This is a genomic window from Kitasatospora sp. NPDC022856 (assembly GCF_055561235.1).
The window spans coordinates 1-18,989 of record NZ_JBVHHE010000016.1 but is presented as its reverse complement, the minus strand read 5'-3'; the positions used below and the strand labels follow the sequence as shown (position 1 = coordinate 18,989).

The following is an 18,989-nucleotide window of genomic DNA, read 5'->3' as shown; positions in this document are numbered from 1 at the left end:
CAGGGCGCCACCCCCCTGCGGGAGTGGCGCCCTGCGTGGCGGCGGACCGGGCGGACCGGCCCCGCCTCAGCTCTTGCGACGGCGGCCCTTGGCCGACTTGGCGGCCTTGCGGCGCTCGGCGCGGGTCAGCCCGTCGCCCTCGTCCTCCGGCGCGAGGTCCTCGAAGTCACCCTCGACGACACCGCCACCGACCTCGTCCGAGGGGGCCGTGTAGTGCAGCCGCTGCGGCTTGGGGGCCTCCAGGCCCTTGGCCTTGATCTCCGGACGGGCGGCGTCCTTCTCCAGCTTGTCGAGCAGCACCTCGGCGTCCTCCACCGGCACCTCCTCGACCTGCTGCTCGACCTGGACCTCCAGGTTGAACAGGTAGCCGACGGACTCCTCCTTGATGCCCTCCATCATGGCGGTGAACATGTCGAAGCCCTCACGCTGGTACTCGACCAGCGGGTCGCGCTGCGCCATGGCCCGCAGGCCGATGCCCTCCTGGAGGTAGTCCATCTCGTAGAGGTGCTCGCGCCAGCGGCGGTCCAGCACCGAGAGGACGACCCGGCGCTCCAGCTCGCGCATGATCTCCGCGCCGAGCTGGTCCTCGCGGGCGCCGTACTGCCCCTGGATGTCCTCCTGGATGACCTTGGTGAGGAACTCCGGGGTGAGTCCGGCCGTGCCGCCGGCGTCCTCCTCCAGCTGCTCCAGGTCCAGGGTGACGGGGTAGAGCTGCTTCAGCGCCGTCCAGAGCTTGTCGAGGTCCCAGTCGTCCTCGTAGCCCTCGCCGGTGGCCGCCTTGACGTACGCCTCGACGGTGTCGTCCATGAAGTGGCCGACCTGCTCCTGCAGGTCCTCGCCCTCCAGGACGCGGCGGCGCTCGCCGTAGATGACCTCGCGCTGGCGGTTCAGCACCTCGTCGTACTTGAGGACGTTCTTGCGGATCTCGAAGTTCTGCTGCTCGACCTGGGTCTGCGCCGAGGCGATGGCGCGGGTGACCATCTTGGACTCGATCGGCACGTCCTCGGGCACGTTCGCCATCGAGAGCACGCGCTCGACCATGCCGGCCTTGAACAGGCGCATCAGGTCGTCGCCGAGCGACAGGTAGAAGCGGGACTCGCCCGGGTCGCCCTGACGGCCGGAACGGCCGCGCAGCTGGTTGTCGATCCGGCGGGACTCGTGCCGCTCGGTGCCGAGGACGTAGAGGCCACCGGCCGCCTTGACCTCGTCCTGCTCCGCCTTCACGGACGCCTTGGCCTTCTCCAGCGCGGCCGGGAACGCCTCCTCGTACTCCTCCGGGGTGTCCACCGGGGTGATGCCGCGCTGGGCCAGCTCGGCCGCGGCGAGGTGGTCGGAGTTGCCGCCGAGCATGATGTCGGTGCCACGGCCGGCCATGTTGGTGGCGACGGTCACGGCGCCCTTGCGGCCCGCCTGCGCGACGATCTGCGCCTCGCGCTCGTGGTGCTTGGCGTTCAGCACCTCGTGCGGGATGCCGCGCTTGCGCAGCTCCTGCGACAGGTACTCGGACTTCTCCACCGACACGGTGCCGACCAGCACCGGCTGGCCCTTCTCGTGCTTCTCGGCGATGTCCTCGACCACGGCGGCGAACTTGGCCGGCTCCGACTTGTAGATCAGGTCGGGCTGGTCGATGCGCAGCGGGTCCCGGTTGGTCGGAATGGGCACCACGCCGAGCTTGTAGATCTGGTGGAACTCGGCGGCCTCGGTGGTACCGGTACCGGTCATTCCGGAAAGCTTGTCGTACAGGCGGAAGAAGTTCTGCAGGGTGATGGTGGCCAGCGTCTGGTTCTCGTTCTGGACCTCCACCCCCTCCTTCGCCTCGATCGCCTGGTGCATGCCCTCGTTGTAGCGGCGCCCGGCCAGGATGCGGCCGGTGTGCTCGTCGACGATCATGACCTCGCCGTTCATCACGACGTAGTCCTTGTCCCGCTTGTACAGCTCCTTGGCCTTGATGGCGTTGTTCAGGAAGCCGACCAGCGGGGTGTTCACCGACTCGTAGAGGTTGTCGATGCCGAGGTAGTCCTCGACCCGGGTGACACCCTCCTCCAGCACGCCGACGGTGCGCTTCTTCTCGTCGACCTCGTAGTCGCGCTCGATCTTCAGGCGCTGCACCAGCTTGGCGAAGTCGGCGTACCACTTGGTCGCCTGGTCCGCCGGGCCGGAGATGATCAGCGGGGTACGGGCCTCGTCGATGAGGATCGAGTCGACCTCGTCGACCACCGCGAAGTTGTGGCCGCGCTGGACGAGTTCGTCCTTCGACCAGGCCATGTTGTCGCGCAGGTAGTCGAAGCCGAACTCGTTGTTGGTGCCGTACGTGATGTCCATCGCGTACTGGCGCTTGCGCTCGGCGGGCGTCATGTTGCCCAGGATCACGCCGACTTCGAGGCCGAGGAAGCGGTGCACCCGGCCCATCCACTCCGAGTCGCGCTCGGCGAGGTAGTCGTTGACCGTGATCAGGTGGACGCCCTTGCCGGTCAGTGCGTTGAGGTAGGTGGGCAGGGTGCCGACCAGGGTCTTGCCCTCACCGGTGCGCATCTCGGCGACGTAGCCGAAGTGCAGCGCGGCGCCACCCATGATCTGGACGTCGTAGTGCCGCTGCCCGAGCACTCGCCGGGCGGCCTCGCGGACGGTCGCGAACGCCTCGGGGAGGATGTCGTCCAGGGACTCACCGTCCGCGATCCGCTGCTTGTACTCGTCGGTCAGCGCGCGCAGCTCGGCGTCGGTGAGGTTGACGAAGTCCTCTTCGATGGAGTTGACCTGGGCAGCAATCCGCTGCAGCTTGCGAAGGATCTTGCCTTCGCCGGCGCGCAGGATCTTGTCGAAGACGGACACTTGAGCGGGCTCCTTGCCTGTATTGGCACTGGACGACTGCACGACGGGTTTACCCCACCGCACGGGCCATCGTATGCGAGGAGTCCAACACCCCGGGAGGTGCGTCAGCACGCTATTCCCGTGTCACCCGTGCGGGCACATGGCCCGATAGCATCGCCCACCGGGGCAAAACGGTCAGCTACCCGGGCGGTTGAGCGGTCGAGCCGGTTATTCGGATGCCCGGTTTCCTTTCTGCACGGAATAATCCGTTCATGGCAGAGCACCCCGAGCCCACCGCGCCCGACTCCGTTCCCGGCCTCCTGGTCACCGAGCGGCTGTTCCTGCGACCGCCCCGGGAATCCGACCTGGACGCGATCTTCGAGGCCTGCCAGGACCCGGAGATCCAGCGCTGGACGGTCGTTCCCAGCCCGTACCGCCGCGAGGACGCGGAGTACTTCGTCAACGACCTGGCCGTGAACGGCCGTCGCACCGGCGAGAACCTCGTCTGGTGCGTGGTCGAGCGCGCCGGTGGCGCCCTGGTCGGCACCCAGGGGCTGGTCCGCGTCCCGGGCAGGCCGGGGACCGCCGAGGTCGGCTGGTGGGCCACCCGGGAGCACCGCGGCCGCGGGTACACCGTCGAGGCCGCCCGCGCGGTCGCCCACCACGCGATCACCGAGCTGGGCCTGCGCCGGCTGGAGTGGACGGCGTACGTGGGCAACGAGGGTTCCCGCGCGGTCGCCGAGAAGGTCGGCTTCCGCTTCGAGGGCACCCTGCGCTCGTACGCCGAGCAGCGCGGCGAGTTCCGCGACTCCTGGGTCGGCGGGCTGCTCGCCACCGACCTCGCCACCGACCTCGCGGACTGAGCCGCCACATACCCCGACTCCGTACCCACCCCGGAGCCCCGCCCCGACTCCGTACCCCCCTCCGGAGCCCCGCCCCGCCGCCACACCCCGCCGACGGCCGCCGACCACGCCCCGGCGCCCGGTCCTTCCGGGCCGGGGCGTTGTCGGTGCCGCGGTCTACGCTCGCCGACATGACCGTCATGACTCCCGCCGCGACCCTCGGCGCCGACGAGGCCCGCCGGATCGCCCTGCGCGCACAGGGCCTGCTCGGCGCGCCGGGCCGCCGGGGCGGCGTCCGCGGAGTGCTGCGCCACCTCGGCGCCGTCCAGCTCGACACCATCTCGGTGCTGGCCCGCTCTCACGAGCTGGTCCCGTACGCCCGGCTCGGCGCCGTCGGCCGGCCCGCCGTCGACGCGGCCTACTGGGCGTCGGGAGCGAGCTTCGAGTACTGGTCGCACGCGGCCTGCATCCTGCCGATCGAGGAGTGGCCGCTCTTCGCGTTCCGCCGCCGGGGCTACCGCGAGCGCGCCCACGTCTGGGGCATGCAGGTGGACGCCGCCACCTACCGCGCCGTCCTGGCCAAGCTGCGCGACGAGGGGCCGCTCACCTCGACCGAGCTGGGCGGCGCCAAGAAGACGGCCGACTGGTGGGACTGGTCCGACACCAAGATCGCGGTGGAGCGGGCCCTGGCCTTCGGCGACGTGGTCTGCACCGAGCGCCGGAGCTGGAAGCGGGTCTACGCGCTGGCCGAACAGGCCATCCCCACCGAGCTGTTCGAGGCGGAGCCGACCGACGAGGACTGCCTGCGCACCCTGGTCGCCCAGGCCGGCGCCGCGCTCGGCGTGGCCACCCGGGCCGATCTGCTCGACTACCACCGTCTGAAGGCCGAGCAGTTGGACGCGGTGCTCGCCGACTCCGGCCTGGTCCCGGTGCGGGTCGCGGGCTGGGGCCCGGCCGGCGCCCCCGCCGCGGCCTGGGCCGATCCGGCCGCACTCGCCACCGCCCCGCGCGGCCGGCACCGCACCACGCTGCTCTCGCCGTTCGACTCGCTGATCTGGGACCGCTCGCGCACCGAGCGGATCTTCGGCATGACGCACCGGCTGGAGGCCTACACCCCCAAGCACAAGCGGGTGCACGGCTACTTCGCGATGCCGCTGCTGGCTGGCGGGCAGCTGGTCGGCCGGGTCGATCCGGCCCGGGCGGGCGGCACCCTGGTGGCCCGTCAGGTCTCGCTGGACTCCGCGCGGCACGTCGGGGCGCTGGCGACCGCGCTGCGCGAGGCGGCCGCGTGGGTGGGCTGCGACAGCGTCCGGGTGGAGGCGCTGCACGACGAGGCGTTGCGCCCGGCGCTGGAGAAGCTGCTCGCCGACTGAGCCGGCACCGGGCCCGCGACGGGCTCCGCCGTCACCCTATTTCGAGGATCTTCTCCCGCATCGCGTAGACCACGGCCTCCATCCGGGAGTGCAGCTGGAGCTTCTCCAGGATGTTGCGCACGTGGTTCTTCACGGTGTTCTCGCTGATGAACAGCTCCTTGGCGATCTCCCGGTTGTTCATCCCGGTCGCCACCAGCTTCAGCACCTCCAACTCCCGGTCGGTCAACCGGGGTGCGGGCACGAGGTCCCGGTCGTCGGAGCGGCGCTGGATCATCGACTTGAACTCGGTGAGCAGCTTGGAGGCCATCGACGGGCTGATCTGCGACTGGCCGTCGGCGACCGCCCGGATCGCGGTGGCCACCTCGTCGGTGGAGATCTCCTTGAGCAGGTACCCGGTGGCACCCGCCTTGATCGCCTCGTAGAGGTCGGCTTCCTCGTCGCTTATCGTCAGCATGATGATCTTGGTGCTGGGGGCCACGTCCTTGATCGCGGTGCAGGCCTCGATCCCGCTGCGACGGGGCATCCGAACATCCATCAGAATGATGTCGGGCAGCAGGTCGGCGGCCTTGAGCACGGCCTCCGCGCCGTCCCCCGCCTCACCGACGACGGTGATGTCCTCCTCCTCGGCGAGCACGATCTCCAGGCCGCGGCGGAACAGCGCGTGGTCGTCCACCACCAGGACGCGGATCGGCTCCCTCCGGCGCGGGGCGTAGTCGAGGTCCTCCCCCGACCCTCGCGCCACCCCCCCGACCGGCCCCGCACCGGGCCCCAGCCCGAAGTGATCCCCCATCCGCTCCTCCCCCGTCGCCGGTCGTCGTTCGCCAATCATTCCACGCCGCAGGCGTCCTCCGGTCACCCTCCGATGCCGATTCCCCCGCACCGGGTGACCTCCCGGCGCCCGGAATCGGCCGGTCACCGGCCCGGACCGGCCCGGCACCCGCTCCGGAGCAGCCCCGAACGCCACGGAACACCCCCGAACGCGCCCGGAACGCCCCCCGAACGCCGGTGACCCCGGCGGCAGCGCCGCCGGGGTCACCACTCCCACACCGCTCGGACGGTCAGTCCTCGTCGTCGGCGCCGCCGATGGCGCCGCCGGCACCGCCACCCGGCCCGGTCGTTCCGTCGGCCTTCAGGTGGATGACTCCGTAGTGGTAACCGTGCCGGCGGTAGACGACGCTCGGCAGGCCGCTGTCCTTCTCCACGAACAGGTAGAAGTCGTGGCCGACCAGTTCCATCTCGTAGAGCGCCTGGTCCAGCGCCATGGGGGCGGCCGGGTGGGTCTTCTCCCGGACCACCAGCGGGCCTTCGCCCTCCACTTCCAGGGATCCCATCATGGTCTTGCGGACGGCCCCGTTGGTCTCGTTCTCCGGCTTGGTCGTCTCGGGCAGCGCGGCCAGGGCCGCGGTCGCCTCGGCGACGCTGATGGGAGTACGGCCGTTGCCGCCCTTGTGCACCCGGCGCCGGTCCGCGGACTTGCGCAGCTGCGCGTCGAGCTTCGCCGAAGCCAGGTCGAGCGCCGCGTACGGGTCGCCGGCGGCGGCCTCGGCCCGGATCACCGGACCGCGGGTACGGAGAGTGATCTCCACCCGCTCGGACCGGTCGGCCTGACGCGGGTTGTGCTCCTTGGACACCTCGACGTCGAGGCTGATCACCTTGCCGTCGAACTTCTGGACCTTCTCCAGCTTCTCGGCCACGTGCTCGCGGAACCTCTTGGGCACCTCGGTCTTGCGGCCCTTGACGACGATGTCCACGCAGAACTCCGATCCCTCGTGCTGACGCCGATCCGGGTGCTACCGGATCGGGCTGAGACCCAGCCGGACCAGCCAATTCGCTGCTGACCCTCCACCTCCGCCGCGAGCGACGAAAGCGACTGGCCCTCACCTCACTTCCTCCCCACCAGGGACGGTTGAAACCCCCTGGAGCCTCATCGAACACCTCACACGGGGTTTTCGCCTCCCCAAACGGGAATACGGGTACGACCCGAGGCTGTGGGCTGGCGGTCAAGCTGTTGCACCCTGTCTACCCTCTTGCGAGTGAAGCATGGGTAAATACCTGGACAACACCCCCCGTACGGCGCATCCTGTGCTCACTCTCCGTGCCTGCCGCCGCCAGGAGCAGCCGTGCCGCCCACCGCCGTCCCCACCCGTCCACGGTCCGCCCAAGGGCCGTTCGGCCACGCACTGGCCGGTCTGCTGGAGGTGCTGCTGCCCGCCCGCTGCGCCGGCTGCGGCGCCGACCGCACCCAGCTCTGCCCGGCCTGCCGGCACGTCCTGGCCGCCGCCCGGCCCGGCCCCACCGCGCTGCCCTGGGTGCACGCCGCCGCCCCGTACGCCGGACCGGTCCGGCAGCTGCTGCTCGCCCACAAGGAGCGCGGCGTGCTGCACCTCGCCGGGCCGCTCGGCGAAGCACTCGCCCGGGCCGTGCGCTCCTCGCTCGGGCCGCGCGCGGCGCTGAGCCCGCTGCTGCTGGTCCCGATGCCCTCGGCCCGTTCCGCCGTCCGCGCCCGCGGGCACGATCCGACGCTGCGGCTGGCCGGCGCGGCCGCCCGGTCACTGCGCCGGGCCGGAGTGGACGCCAGGGCGGCGGCCCTGCTGCGGCACACCCGGCCGGTCGCGGACCAGGCCGGCCTCACCGCCACCGAGCGCCGGCGCAACCTGCACGGCGCGCTCACCGTCCTGCCGCGGGCGGACCGCCGGCTGACCGGCCGCCGGCCGGTCCTGGTGGACGACCTGGTGACCACGGGGGCCAGCCTCGCCGAGGCCGCTCGGGCGTTGGCGTCGGCCGGGCTCCCGCCGACGGCGGCCGCCACTGTCGCGGCCGCCGTCCCGCACCGCCCCGTCGGCCGGGTACCCCACCCCGGGGGCGGGCCCCGCCCCCGGTAGCCCCGGACCAGCTCGGACGAAGCCGGGACCGGACCGCCCGCTCAGCCGGGATAGACGAAGCCGGGATAGATGAAGCCGGGACCGGACCGCCGGCTCAGCCGGGATAGATGAAGGAGGACGCCCGGAAGTTCAGGACGAGCTCACGCCACTGGCTGTTGACCAGCCGGTAGATCTTGCCGTCGGTGCCCTGCCGCGCGAGCACCGGCGGAGCCTGGTCCATGGTGTCGGCGGGCGCCTCCGAGGCCTGGGCCGAGGCCATCCCCTCGCCGCCCTGGGGCGGGGCCTCGCTGCTCTGCGAGCCGTCCGTACTGATGTAGTGCAGCTGCTGGAGGCGGCCCTTCTCCTTGCCCAGCACCAGCAGCTGGTCGGCCTCCGCCCAGGACACCGAGGAGACCTCGGTGATCGCGGGGGCCACCCGGCGCAGTCCGGTGATCCGCGCGGTCGGGGCGTCCTTGGTGCCGCCGTGCACCACCAGACCGAGCCAGAGCGACTGCGCCCCGCGCTGGTCCTTGAACACCAGGGCGATCCGGACGGCGTCCGAGGAGATCTTGAGGTCCTGCAGCACCTGCCCGTCGGGGCTGTCCACCGGCACCGTGACCGGGGGCTGGTTGCCGCGCACCATCACCACCCGCCGGTTCTGCGGGTCGCGGTCCACCACCCAGAGGTCGCCGCGGCCGTCCCAGCTGGGCGAGGTCAGGCCGTCCTCGTCCTTCTGCCCGGTGCGGACGGGGGTGGTGAGCACCGGCTCGGGCATGGCCTGCACGCCGTCCGCCAGCGGCACCGTGTAGAGCTGGTGGCCCCGGCCGCCGATCGCCGCGGCCCGCTCGCCGTCCCGGGCCACCGCGATCGTGCCGAGCGGGTCCCGGCCGGCCGGTTGCGGACGGCCCAGCGGGCCGCGCACCGGGTTGCCGTCGCCGGTCTCCTGAGCCTCGGTCAGGACGCCGTTGTCGGCCCGCTGGAAGAACTGCCGCTGGGAGCCGGCCCCGGTCAGCGCGCCCGGTCCGGTCTGCGGGAGGTCGCCGCGGGTCGCCTGGCAGCCGCTGTTGCGCGGGCCCTTCAGGTCCAGCTTGTCCACCTGCCCCTTGCCCTGGTCGGCGAGGGTGTAGAAGAGCTGAGTGGCCATCCGCTTGCAGAGCATCGCGCCGCCGAGGTCGACACCGTTGAGCACCACGTGGGCGGTGCGGGCCTCGTCGACGCTCACCCGCTCGACGGCGGTACCGGTCGGGAAGGCGCTCCGGGCCACCGGCGAGAGCCAGTCGGACGGCCCGGCGACCACGGCCCTGGCGGCCGAGGTCAGCGGGTCTATTCGGCGCCGCAGGTAGATCGGGTCGGCGATCAGCACGGCCGGGGAGCGCAGCGTCGCGGCCGCGGACGGGTCGTCGGCCGCGTAGAAGAAGCGGTCCACCTGGCGGTAACTGTTGCGGAAGTTGGTTTCGTTGATGAGCAGGCCGTCGGGCAGCGCGTCGATCCGCCACTCGCCGCTCTTCTTGTCCCGGACGAACGAGAACTGGAAGTCCACGTCCTTCTGGCCGTCCAGGAAGGTGTACGAGTGCTTGGCGTCCACCTCGGCCACCACCATGCCGGACACCGGGACGGCGAAGGAGGTGTCGGCCTCGGTCAGGGTCTGGACGGGCAGCGACGGGGTCGCGGAGAGCACCTGGATGCGCTCGTCCGGCTTCCACCTCGCCGCCGCCTCCTCGGTGAGGTACATCCGGGCGGTGTCGTAGCTCTCGTCCGCCGTGACGGCGTCCAGGAACCCGGCCAGCAGGTCGCGCGGCTTGGCGCCCTTGTCGGGCGCCTTCGGGAAGACCCTGACCTGCAGGTTCTTGTCCACCGAGTCCTGCGCCAGTTCGACCTTGCTGACGCCGCCGGAGTCCGGCATGGCCGCGCAGCCGCCGGCCAGCAGGGTGCCCAGCACCACGCCGGCCACCGCGGCCAGCCGCGGCTCAGTCCCGCTCGTCCCTCGCACGCTGCGACCCCTCCGTGTCCGTCCCGGCCGTGCCGTGCCCGGCCTCCGCCGGGCCCGGTTCCGCCGTCCGCTGTGCCACCGACGGCCAGCCGGGCGTCGGGTCCACCATCACCTGGGCTCCGGTGGCACCGTACCCGGCGCCGGCGGTCCGGACGTCCGAGGGGTCGGCCCGCGGGCCCTGGGGCAGCCGGCTGGTGCCCAGGCCCGGGCCGATGCTCAGTACGCCGCCGAGGCCGCTGCCGAACCCGCTGCCCCCGGAGCCCTCCGGGGTCTCCGGGACGGCCGGCTCGTCGGTGGCGGTCAGCGCGGTGGCGCCGCCCGGCCGGATCGCCCGGCGGTACGGCACGCCGTACGAGCCGAGGCCCCGGTTGTTGCGCGAGTCCTCCGGCTCCAGCCGGAACGGTGCCCGGTTGATGTCGCCGCCGCGGGTGCGCGGCAGGGTGAGCCGGAAGTGCGAGCCACCGCCGGGCTCGCCCCAGGCCTGCAGCCAGCCGCCGTGCAGGTGCGCGTCCTCGACCGCGATGGACAGCCCGAGGCCGGTGCCGCCGGTGGTCCGCACCCGGGACGGGTCGGCCCGCCAGAACCGGTGGAAGACCCGGGACGCCTCGCCGGGCTTGAGCCCGATGCCGTAGTCGCGCACGCCGACCGCGACGGCGCCGTCCGCCGAGCCCAGCCGGACCACGACGTCCCGGCCCTCGCCGTGCTCCAGCGCGTTGACCACCAGGTTGCGCAGGATGCGCTCGATCCGGCGGGAGTCGACCTCCGCCAGCACCGGTTCGCCGTCGCCGCGGATCACCACGGCGCTGCCCTTGGCCTGGGCCAGCGGGTCGGCGGCCTCCACCACCCGGGTGACGATCTCGCGCAGGTCGACCGGCTCGGCGTCCAGGATCGCGGCGCCGGCGTCGAAGCGGCTGATCTCCAGCAGGTCGGCGAGCAGCGACTCGAAACGGTCCAGCTGGCCCTGGAGCAGCTCGGCCGAGCGGGCCGCCATCGGGTCCAGGTCCTCGCGGCTGTCGTAGATCAGGTCGGCGGCCATCCGGACGGTGGTCAGCGGGGTGCGCAGCTCGTGCGAGACGTCGGAGACGAACCGCCGCTGCACCCGGGAGAGCTCCTCCAGCTGGCGGATCTGCGCCTGCAGCGCGTTCGCCATCCGGTTGAAGGACTCGCCGAGGCGGGCGATGTCGTCCGTCCCGGTGACCTTCATCCGCTCTTCCAGGTGGCCCGCGGCCAGCCGCTCCGAGATCCCGGCGGCCATCCGGACCGGGGTGACCACCTGGCGCACCACCAGCCAGGCGATCCCGCCCATCAGGATCACCACGAAGACCCCGGCCGTGGCGAGGGTCCCGGTGACCAGGTCGAGGGTGTCCGTCTCCTGGCCGAAGGAGAAGATGTAGTACAGCTCGTAGGAGACGCCGTTGGGGCCGGTGAACTGCATGCCGATGGCCAGTCCGGGCTCGGTCCGCCCAGCGCCGTCCACGCGGTGGATCCGCGTGGGCTGGTCGAAGATCTGGCCGGGCTCCGCCGAGACCCTGGCCCGCAGCGTGTCGGGGATGCTGACCGGCGAGATGTCACCGGTGTAGCGCGGTCCGAGGCCGGCCGTCTCCGGCGAGACCGTCTTGCCGCCGCGCACCACCGCGATCACCGAGTAGACGTTCTGGCCGCTGGCCGCGAGGTCGCCGACCTGGTTGAGCAGCCAGGTACCGGTCTCCTCGACGGCCTGGTCGGCGGGTGCGCCGACCTTGAGCCGCAGGTCCTTGGCCTCGTCGATCTTCTTCTGCTCGGTCTGGAAGCCGGCCCGGGCCTGGCTGTGCGCCGAGTCCCGCTTGGTGCCCAGCAGCCCGTTGCGCACCTGGGCCACCACCACCACGCCCAGGACCAGGACCACCACGACGGAGAGCATCAGGGTGGCCGCGACCACCCGCAGCTGGATGGAACGGCGGTACAGCGCCGAAACCCGGTGCAGGGGCCGGCGCAGCTGACGGGTCACCGGCGCGAGCAGAGCGGCGGGCCCGCGACGGCGGCGGCTGCGCGTGGTCGAGCTCAGCACGTCGCCGCGCACGGCGGAGTCCCCGTCGGTCGAGGACTCCGACGGGGTGTCGTCAGCCTGGTACGTCACGTCAGCTGGGTCCGGCCTTGTAGCCGACGCCACGGACGGTCACCACGATCTCGGGACGCTCCGGGTCCTTCTCGATCTTGGACCGGAGCCGCTGGACGTGGACGTTGACCAGTCGGGTGTCCGCCGCGTGGCGGTAGCCCCAGACCTGCTCCAGCAGCACCTCCCGGGTGAACACCTGCCAGGGCTTGCGGGCCAGTGCGACGAGCAGGTCGAACTCCAGCGGGGTCAGCGGGATGCCCCGGCCGTCCCGCTTGACGGAGTGGCCGGCCACGTCGATCACCAGATCGCCGATGGTCAGCTGCTCGGGAGTCGGCTCCTCGGCACGGCGAAGTCGGGCACGTACCCGGGCCACCAGCTCCTTGGGCTTGAACGGCTTGGTGACATAGTCATCGGCACCCGATTCCAGACCGACCACGACATCGACCGTGTCGGTCTTCGCGGTCAGCATGACGATCGGGATGCCGGACTCCGCCCGGATCTGCCTGCAGACATCGATGCCGTCCCGTCCGGGCAGCATCAGGTCCAGCAGGACCAGATCGGGCTTGGTCTCCCGGAACGCGGCTAGTGCCTTGTCCCCATCCGCGACGAAAAACGGCTCAAAACCCTCACCACGCAGCACAATGCCGAGCATCTCGGCCAGTGCGGAGTCGTCATCAACGACGAGGACGCGTCCCTTCATGCGTCCATCTTCTCATTACCGGATTGTGACCTGCCGCACAGCAGTCCCTTTGCTCCAGAACGGCCAAGTGGCAGCCCGGCGAATTCCGGCCATACCGGACGAATGACCTGGCCCGAACCGGCCCCTCCGGCCCCACCGGTCACCCCCGGGCCGCGTCCGGACCGCGTCCCGCCCGCCCGACGGCCTCCCGTTGCCGTTCAGCAACCGGATACCCCTGGGGGCCGTCCGACCACCATGGCACGATGGGCGCTGCGCGCGGGTGAAGATCCACCCGGCCCCGCGAACCCTGACGCCCCTCCGAGGAGCAGTGATGACCGACACCCCGGGCTGGGCCTCGCCCAGCTCGTCCGAGCCGTCCCGCGACGACGACCGGCCCCCGGCCGACACGTCCGCCGCCGCGCCCGGGCCGTCGGTACCACCCCAGGCCGCGCCCCCCGCCTGGGGCGCCGGCTACGGCGGCCCCGGACCGGGCGGCCCCCAGTACGGCGGCCAGGGCCCGCACGGCCCCCACGGCCAGTACGGCTGGGGCGCCCCGGTCAGCCCCAAGCCGGGCATCATCCCGCTGCGCCCGCTCGGCCTCGGCGAGATCCTCGACGGAGCCGTCTCCACCATCCGCACGCACTGGCGCACGACGCTCGGCCTCTCGCTCGGCGTCGCCGTCGTCGAGCAGGCCGCCGTCACCGGCACCCAGCTGGCCGTGCGGGGCGACACCGGCGACCTCACCCCGGTGATCTCCGCCCTGGTGAGCCTCCCGGTGACCATGCTGCTCAGCGTGGTCGCCGCCGCCCTGCTGACCATGGTGGTGAGCCGCGCCATCCTCGGGCAGTCCGCCACCATCCGCGACGCCTGGCGGGACGCCCGCCCCCGGCTGCTCCAGCTGACCGGCCTCACCCTGCTGACCGCCCTGATCGGCGCCGGCGTGGTGCTGATCGGCTTCGCCCCGATGATCGGCTACCTGCTGACCGGCGCGGACGAACCCGCCATCGCGGGCCTGCTCTTCGTGGTCGGCCTGCTCAGCATCCCGGTCGCGATCTGGATCTGGATCCAGCTCAGCCTGGCCGCCCCCGCCCTGATGCTGGAGAAGCAGGGCGTCATCACGGCGCTCTCCCGCTCGCGCCGACTGGTCCGCGGCTCCTGGTGGCGGCTGTTCGGGATCAACCTCCTCAGCCAGGTCCTGGCCGGCATCGTCGCCGGGATCATCAGCGTGCCGTTCACGATCGTCGGCCTGGCCCTCGGCTTCGACGACCTCGTCGGCCAGGTCGACGCGGGCGACCCGGCCACCCTGCCCACCGCCGTCCTGATCACCACCGCGATCGCCGGCGTGATCGCCTCCACCGTCACCATCCCGTTCACCGCCACCATCGGCGTGCTGCTCTACGTCGACCAGCGGATCCGGCGCGAGGCCCTGGACATCGAGCTCGCCCGCGCCGCGGGCCTGACCGAGTACGGCGGCACCGGCTGGGGCGACCAGGCCGGCCAGAACCCGGCGAGGCTCTGAACCGGATGCCGAACTGGGGGGAGAGGACGCTGGCGGCGAGCGGCGCCCCGGTCACCGTTCCACGTGACCCGGCCCGCGACGCCGCCCGCGACGAACTGCTCAACGCGGAGTACCACCGGCACGACCCGAGCCTGCAGCAGCGGGTCTACGACTGGGTCATGGACCGGATCGACGACGCGCTCACCACCATCGCCGGCGACGGCACCAGCGGCACCACCGGACTGATCCTCTTCCTGGTGATCGCCGTGCTGATCGCCGCCGCCCTCTGGTGGCGGTTCGGCGCGCCCAAGCGGGCCGCCCGCACCGTGCTCGACGTCTTCGGCACCGCCGGACCGCGCAGCGCCGGCCAGTACCGGGCCGACGCCGAACAGCACGCCGCGGCCGGCCGGTGGACGGAGGCCGTCCGCGAGCAGATGCGCGCCCTCGTCCGGGCCCTGGAGGAGCGCACCCTGCTCGACGCCCGGCCCGGCCGCACCGCCGACGAAGCCGCCGCCGAGGCCGGCCGGGCCCTCCCGGCGCACGCCGACGCCCTCCGCGCCGCGGCCCGCACCTTCGACGACATCGCCTACGGCGACCGCACCGCCGACCGCACCGCGTACCAGCTGCTGCGCGACCTCGACCAGACCCTGGAACGCGCCCGCCCGGCGTTCGCCCCGGCCGCGGGAGGAGCGGCATGACCAGCCCCACCCCCGGTCCGGCCGCTCCGCCGGCCCCCGGCGGGCCGCCGCCCGCCGCACCGCCCGTACCGCCGCAGACCGCGCCCGCGGCCGCGCCCGCCGCGGCCGGCAGCCTCGCGCCCACCGGCCGCGGCCTCTGGCACCGCTCCCGCTGGTACCTGCTCACCGCCGTGCTCCTGCTGCTCGCCGCCGCCGTGCTGGCCGGGCTCAACCAGGACCGCCGCTACCCCCCGCTCGACCCGCGCTCCTACGACGCCTCCGGCTCCCACGCCGTCGTCGCGCTGCTCCAGCGCCAGGGCCTCGACGTCGACGTCACCGCCGACCTCCCCGCCCGCTCCACCGGCAACGACACCCTCGTCGTCCCCGAACCCGACCTGCTCGGCCCCGACCAGCTGCGCGCCCTCGCCGCAGCCCGGCACGGCCGGCTGGTCCTCGTCTCCCCCGGCCCCGCGGCCCTCAGCGCGCTCGCCCCCGGCGTCCGCCCCTCCGAGGAGGGCGGCGGCGCCCCCTACGCCGCCGTCCGCAGCACCGCCGCCCAGTGCGCGCTCACCGAGGCCGTCCGGGCCGGCACCGCCCACCTCGGCGGCCTGCTGTACACCGCCGGCAGCCGCGGCGAGGGCTGCTACCCGCGCGGCCACGGCTACCCGCTGGTCGCCGTTCGGACCGGCCAGGGCACCGACGTCGTCGTCCTCGGCAGCGGTGACTTCCTCAGCAACGAGCTGATCAAGAAGGACGGCAACGCCTCGCTCGCGCTCGGCCTGCTCGGCTCGCAGCCCCGCCTCACCTGGCACCTGCCGGACTACACCGCCCCGCTCGGCGACAGCGTCGGCGACAAGCGGTTCACCGACTACATCCCCGACGGCTGGCGCTGGGCCGCCGTCCAGCTCGGCATCGCGACCCTGCTGGCCGCGCTCTGGCGGGCCCGCCGGCTCGGCCCGGTCATCAGCGAGAACCTGCCCGTCGTGGTCCGGGCCGCCGAGACCACCGAGGGCCGCGCCCGCCTCTACCGCCGGGCCAGGGCCCGGGGCCGCGCCGCCGACGCCCTGCGCCGCGCCGCCGCCCACCGCCTCGCGCCCGTCCTCGGCGTGCCGCCCACCGGCGGCGCACCCGACGCCACCGCGCTCTGCGCGGCCGTCCTCGACCGCCTCCCCGACCGACCCGCCGGGGACGTACGGGCCCTCCTCTACGGCCCGCCCCCGACCGACGACGCCGCGCTGCTGCGGCTCGCCGACGACCTCGACGCCCTCGAAAGGCAGGTACGGAAGCCGTGACCGAACAGGCCACCGCCACCCCCGTCTCCACCCCCGGCACGGCGACCGGCACCCCCGGGGCCACCGACGACCCCCGCCAGGCGCTCACCGCCCTGCGCGCCGAGATCGCCAAGGCCGTGGTCGGCCAGGACGCCGCCGTCACCGGCCTGGTCGTCGCCCTGCTCTGCGGCGGCCACGTGCTGCTGGAGGGCGTCCCCGGCGTCGCCAAGACGCTGCTGATCCGCACCCTGTCCACCGCGCTCAGCCTGGACACCAAGCGGATCCAGTTCACCCCCGACCTGATGCCGGGCGATGTCACCGGCTCCCTCGTCTACGACGCCCGCACCGCCGAGTTCTCCTTCCAGCCCGGCCCGGTCTTCACCAACCTGCTGCTCGCCGACGAGATCAACCGCACCCCGCCGAAGACCCAGGCCGCCCTGCTGGAGGCCATGGAGGAGCACCAGGTCACCGTCGACGGCTCGCCCCGCGCGCTGCCGGTCCCGTTCCTGGTCGCCGCCACCCAGAACCCGGTCGAGTACGAGGGCACCTACCCGCTGCCCGAGGCCCAGCTCGACCGCTTCCTGCTCAAGCTGATCCTGCCGCTGCCCGACCGCGACCAGGAGTTCCAGGTCCTCGCCCGGCACGCCGGCGGCTTCGACCCGCGCAACCTCGCCGCAGCCGGCGTGCGCCCGGTCGCCGGCCCCGAACACATCACCGCCGCCCGCGAGCAGATCGCCAAGCTCACCGTCTCGCCCGAGGTGCTCGCCTACATCGTCGACCTCTGCCGGGCCACCCGGCAGTCCCCGTCGCTCTCGATCGGCGTCTCCCCCCGTGGCGCCACCGCCCTGCTCGGCGCCTCCCGCGCCTGGGCCTGGCTGGCCGGCCGCGACTACGTCACCCCCGACGACGTCAAGGCACTCGCCCTGCCGACCCTGCGGCACCGCGTCGCGCTGCGCGCCGAGGCCGAGATGGAGGGCGTCACCGCCGACTCCGTCATCCAGGCGGTCCTGGCCCAGACGCCCGCCCCCCGCTGACCGACCGCCCCGCCCCGTTCACGAAGGAGCGCAACCGCATGGCCCTCACCGGGCGAACCGCCCTGCTCGCCGCACTCGGCGCGCTCGTCGTGGGCCTGCTCCTGCCGTCCTGGGGCGGGATCGCGGCCGTCACCGGCACGGTCCTGCTCGCCGTCGTCGTCGACCTGGTGCTCGCCGCCCCCGTCCGCAGCCTGCGGATCACCCGGGGCGGCGACACGACCGTCCGGCTCGGCGAGCCGGCCACCGTCGAACTGACCGTCACCAACCCCAGTGGCCGCCCGCTCAGAGGCCGCGTCCGCGACGCCTGGGCCCCGTCCGCGTGGCGGCGCGGCACGGAGATCGCCGCCTCCCGCCACGCCCTGCGCATTCCCGGCCGCGAGCGGCGCCGGGCCACCACCGTGCTCACCCCGACCCGGCGCGGCGACCACCACGCCCAGCGGGTGACGGTCCGTTCGCTCGGCCCGCTCGGACTGGCCGGGCGGCAGGGCTCGCACCTCGTCCCCTGGACGGTCCGCGCCCTGCCGCCGTTCAACAGCCGCAAGCACCTGCCGTCCCGGCTCGCCCGGCTGCGCGAACTCGACGGCCGCACCTCCGTCCTGACCCGGGGCCAGGGCACCGAGTTCGACTCCCTGCGCGAGTACCTGCCCGGCGACGACATCCGTTCCATCGACTGGCGCGCCAGCGCCCGCCGGAACACCGTCGCCGTCCGCACCTGGCGCCCCGAGCGTGACCGGCACATCCTGATCGTCCTGGACACCGGCCGCACCTCCGCCGGCCGAGTCGGCGACGCGCCCCGCCTGGACGCCTCGCTCGACGCCGCGCTGCTGCTCACCGCGCTCGCCACCAAGGCGGGCGACCGGGTCGACCTGCTCGCCCACGACCTGCGCAAGCGCGTCTCGGTGGCCGGCCGCTCCCCCAGCGAGATCCTGCCGGCCTTCACCAACGCGATGGCCGTCCTGGAACCGGCCCTCTACGAGACCGACATGCGCTCGCTGGTGGCGACCGCGCTCAAGATGGCGCCGCACCGCTCCCTGATCGTCCTGCTCACGGGCCTCGACGCGGCCCCGGTCGAGGACGGGCTGCTGCCGCTGCTCCCGCTGCTGACCAAGCGCCACGAAGTGGTCCTGGCCTCCGTCTCCGACCCCCACCTGGACGAACTGGCCACCGGCCGCGGCACCGTCGAGGCCGTGTACGGCGCGGCCGCCGCCGAGCAGGCCCGCGCCGACCGCCGGCTCACCGCGGACCGGCTCACCCGGCGCGGCGTGACCGTCCTGGACGCCCCGCCGACCGCGGTGGCCCCGGCCCTCGCCGACACCTACCTCGCCCTCAAGGCCGCCGGCCGCCTCTGAGCCCCCGGCCGTACGGCCGGTGTGAGACCGCATGACTGACCCCCCCCGCCACATCCGTGGCGGGGGGGTCAGTCGTACGCCTTGCCCGTGGACGGACGTCCGGTCAGCGGGCGCCCTGACGACCGCTTCGGCTGCTTCGGCCGCTTCGGGAGGGTCTCTGTCCCTGGTGCCCTGTGGCGGCCACTAACCGCCCGTTACTCTGCCGGCGGTCGAGCGAGGAGGCCTGCCTGCCCCCAGGGCTTGCTGCCGTCTCTCGCCACCGGCGCCTGCTGACCCCGCTACGAAGTACCGCCTGCGGCCCGAAGCTTGCCCTTATGGTCCCCGGCGAGCCGCAGCCACCCACCGCGAATGCCGCCGGAGAATGCCCCTGGAAACGCAAAGAACCCCCCGATCCTTACGGACCGGGGGGTTCTTTGGAATGATTGTTCGGCGGCGTCCTACTCTCCCACAGGGTCCCCCCTGCAGTACCATCGGCGCTGTGAGGCTTAGCTTCCGGGTTCGGAATGTAACCG

General features: G+C 73.1%; 14 protein-coding genes and 1 rRNA gene. 8 read left to right on the top strand and 7 right to left on the bottom strand.

The annotated features are described in order from the left end of the window. Positions 1 to 66: 66 nt before the first annotated feature. On the bottom strand, positions 67 to 2,829 hold the full coding sequence (gene secA / locus ACZ34W_RS21300) for a preprotein translocase subunit SecA (protein ID WP_329487900.1): 2,763 nt from the start codon (positions 2,827 to 2,829) through the stop codon (positions 67 to 69). A 251-nt stretch (positions 2,830 to 3,080) separates the two neighbouring features. On the opposite strand from secA, the gene ACZ34W_RS21295 reads away from it, so the two are divergent. Next, positions 3,081 to 3,671, top strand: coding sequence for a GNAT family N-acetyltransferase (locus tag ACZ34W_RS21295; protein ID WP_465606199.1), 591 nt, complete (start codon positions 3,081 to 3,083; stop codon positions 3,669 to 3,671). A gap of 170 nt (positions 3,672 to 3,841) precedes the next feature. Beyond that, positions 3,842 to 5,023, top strand: coding sequence for a winged helix-turn-helix domain-containing protein (locus ACZ34W_RS21290; RefSeq protein ID WP_465606197.1), 1,182 nt, complete (start codon positions 3,842 to 3,844; stop codon positions 5,021 to 5,023). 31 nt (positions 5,024 to 5,054) lie between these two features. Here the strand turns inward: ACZ34W_RS21290 and ACZ34W_RS21285 are convergent, their stop codons facing one another. Next, positions 5,055 to 5,813 carry a response regulator transcription factor gene (locus ACZ34W_RS21285; protein WP_329487903.1) on the bottom strand — a complete coding sequence of 253 codons (759 nt, stop codon included), beginning with the start codon at positions 5,811 to 5,813 and terminating at the stop codon, positions 5,055 to 5,057. A gap of 268 nt (positions 5,814 to 6,081) precedes the next feature. Beyond that, a complete protein-coding gene (gene hpf / locus ACZ34W_RS21280; RefSeq protein WP_329487904.1) occupies positions 6,082 to 6,774 on the bottom strand; it encodes a ribosome hibernation-promoting factor, HPF/YfiA family in 693 nt (230 codons plus the stop codon). Between the two features lie 450 nt (positions 6,775 to 7,224). Here hpf and ACZ34W_RS21275 point away from each other — a divergent pair, with 450 nt between their 5' ends. Further along, the gene (locus ACZ34W_RS21275) at positions 7,225 to 7,905 is read left to right on the top strand and encodes a ComF family protein (RefSeq protein WP_465606395.1); all 681 of its coding nucleotides are present in this window, start codon (positions 7,225 to 7,227) and stop codon (positions 7,903 to 7,905) included. Between the two features lie 94 nt (positions 7,906 to 7,999). On the opposite strand, the gene ACZ34W_RS21270 is transcribed toward ACZ34W_RS21275, so the two are convergent. The 3 genes from ACZ34W_RS21270 to mtrA are packed head-to-tail and all read right to left on the bottom strand — an operon-like array spanning position 8,000 to position 12,669. Continuing rightward, complete coding sequence (locus tag ACZ34W_RS21270) at positions 8,000 to 9,874, bottom strand: LpqB family beta-propeller domain-containing protein (protein WP_465606195.1); 1,875 nt, start codon at positions 9,872 to 9,874, stop codon at positions 8,000 to 8,002. Continuing rightward, positions 9,852 to 11,990: an MtrAB system histidine kinase MtrB gene (mtrB, locus tag ACZ34W_RS21265; RefSeq protein WP_465606193.1), complete on the bottom strand. Its 2,139-nt coding sequence runs from the start codon at positions 11,988 to 11,990 to the stop codon at positions 9,852 to 9,854. Before mtrB ends, ACZ34W_RS21270 begins: the two co-directional genes overlap by 23 nt. 1 nt (position 11,991) lies before the next feature. Continuing rightward, positions 11,992 to 12,669, bottom strand: coding sequence for an MtrAB system response regulator MtrA (mtrA, locus tag ACZ34W_RS21260; protein WP_030061806.1), 678 nt, complete (start codon positions 12,667 to 12,669; stop codon positions 11,992 to 11,994). Between the two features lie 310 nt (positions 12,670 to 12,979). Here mtrA and ACZ34W_RS21255 point away from each other — a divergent pair, with 310 nt between their 5' ends. The 5 genes from ACZ34W_RS21255 to ACZ34W_RS21235 all read left to right on the top strand — a co-directional run bounded on the left by ACZ34W_RS21255 (position 12,980) and on the right by ACZ34W_RS21235 (position 18,477). Then, positions 12,980 to 14,167, top strand: coding sequence for a DUF7847 domain-containing protein (locus tag ACZ34W_RS21255; protein WP_329487906.1), 1,188 nt, complete (start codon positions 12,980 to 12,982; stop codon positions 14,165 to 14,167). A 5-nt stretch (positions 14,168 to 14,172) separates the two neighbouring features. Beyond that, on the top strand, positions 14,173 to 14,844 hold the full coding sequence (locus ACZ34W_RS21250; protein ID WP_465606190.1) for a DUF4129 domain-containing protein: 672 nt from the start codon (positions 14,173 to 14,175) through the stop codon (positions 14,842 to 14,844). Further along, complete coding sequence (locus ACZ34W_RS21245) at positions 14,841 to 16,115, top strand: DUF4350 domain-containing protein (RefSeq protein WP_465606188.1); 1,275 nt, start codon at positions 14,841 to 14,843, stop codon at positions 16,113 to 16,115. Before ACZ34W_RS21250 ends, ACZ34W_RS21245 begins: the two co-directional genes overlap by 4 nt. A 92-nt stretch (positions 16,116 to 16,207) precedes the next feature. Then, complete coding sequence (locus tag ACZ34W_RS21240; protein WP_329492121.1) at positions 16,208 to 17,128, top strand: AAA family ATPase; 921 nt, start codon at positions 16,208 to 16,210, stop codon at positions 17,126 to 17,128. 38 nt (positions 17,129 to 17,166) lie between these two features. Next, positions 17,167 to 18,477, top strand: a complete 1,311-nt coding sequence (locus ACZ34W_RS21235; protein ID WP_465606186.1) for a DUF58 domain-containing protein — start codon at positions 17,167 to 17,169, stop codon at positions 18,475 to 18,477. Between the two features lie 424 nt (positions 18,478 to 18,901). On the opposite strand, the gene rrf is transcribed toward ACZ34W_RS21235, so the two are convergent. Further along, positions 18,902 to 18,989: ribosomal RNA gene (rrf, locus tag ACZ34W_RS21230) — 5S ribosomal RNA — on the bottom strand; the annotation flags it as partial.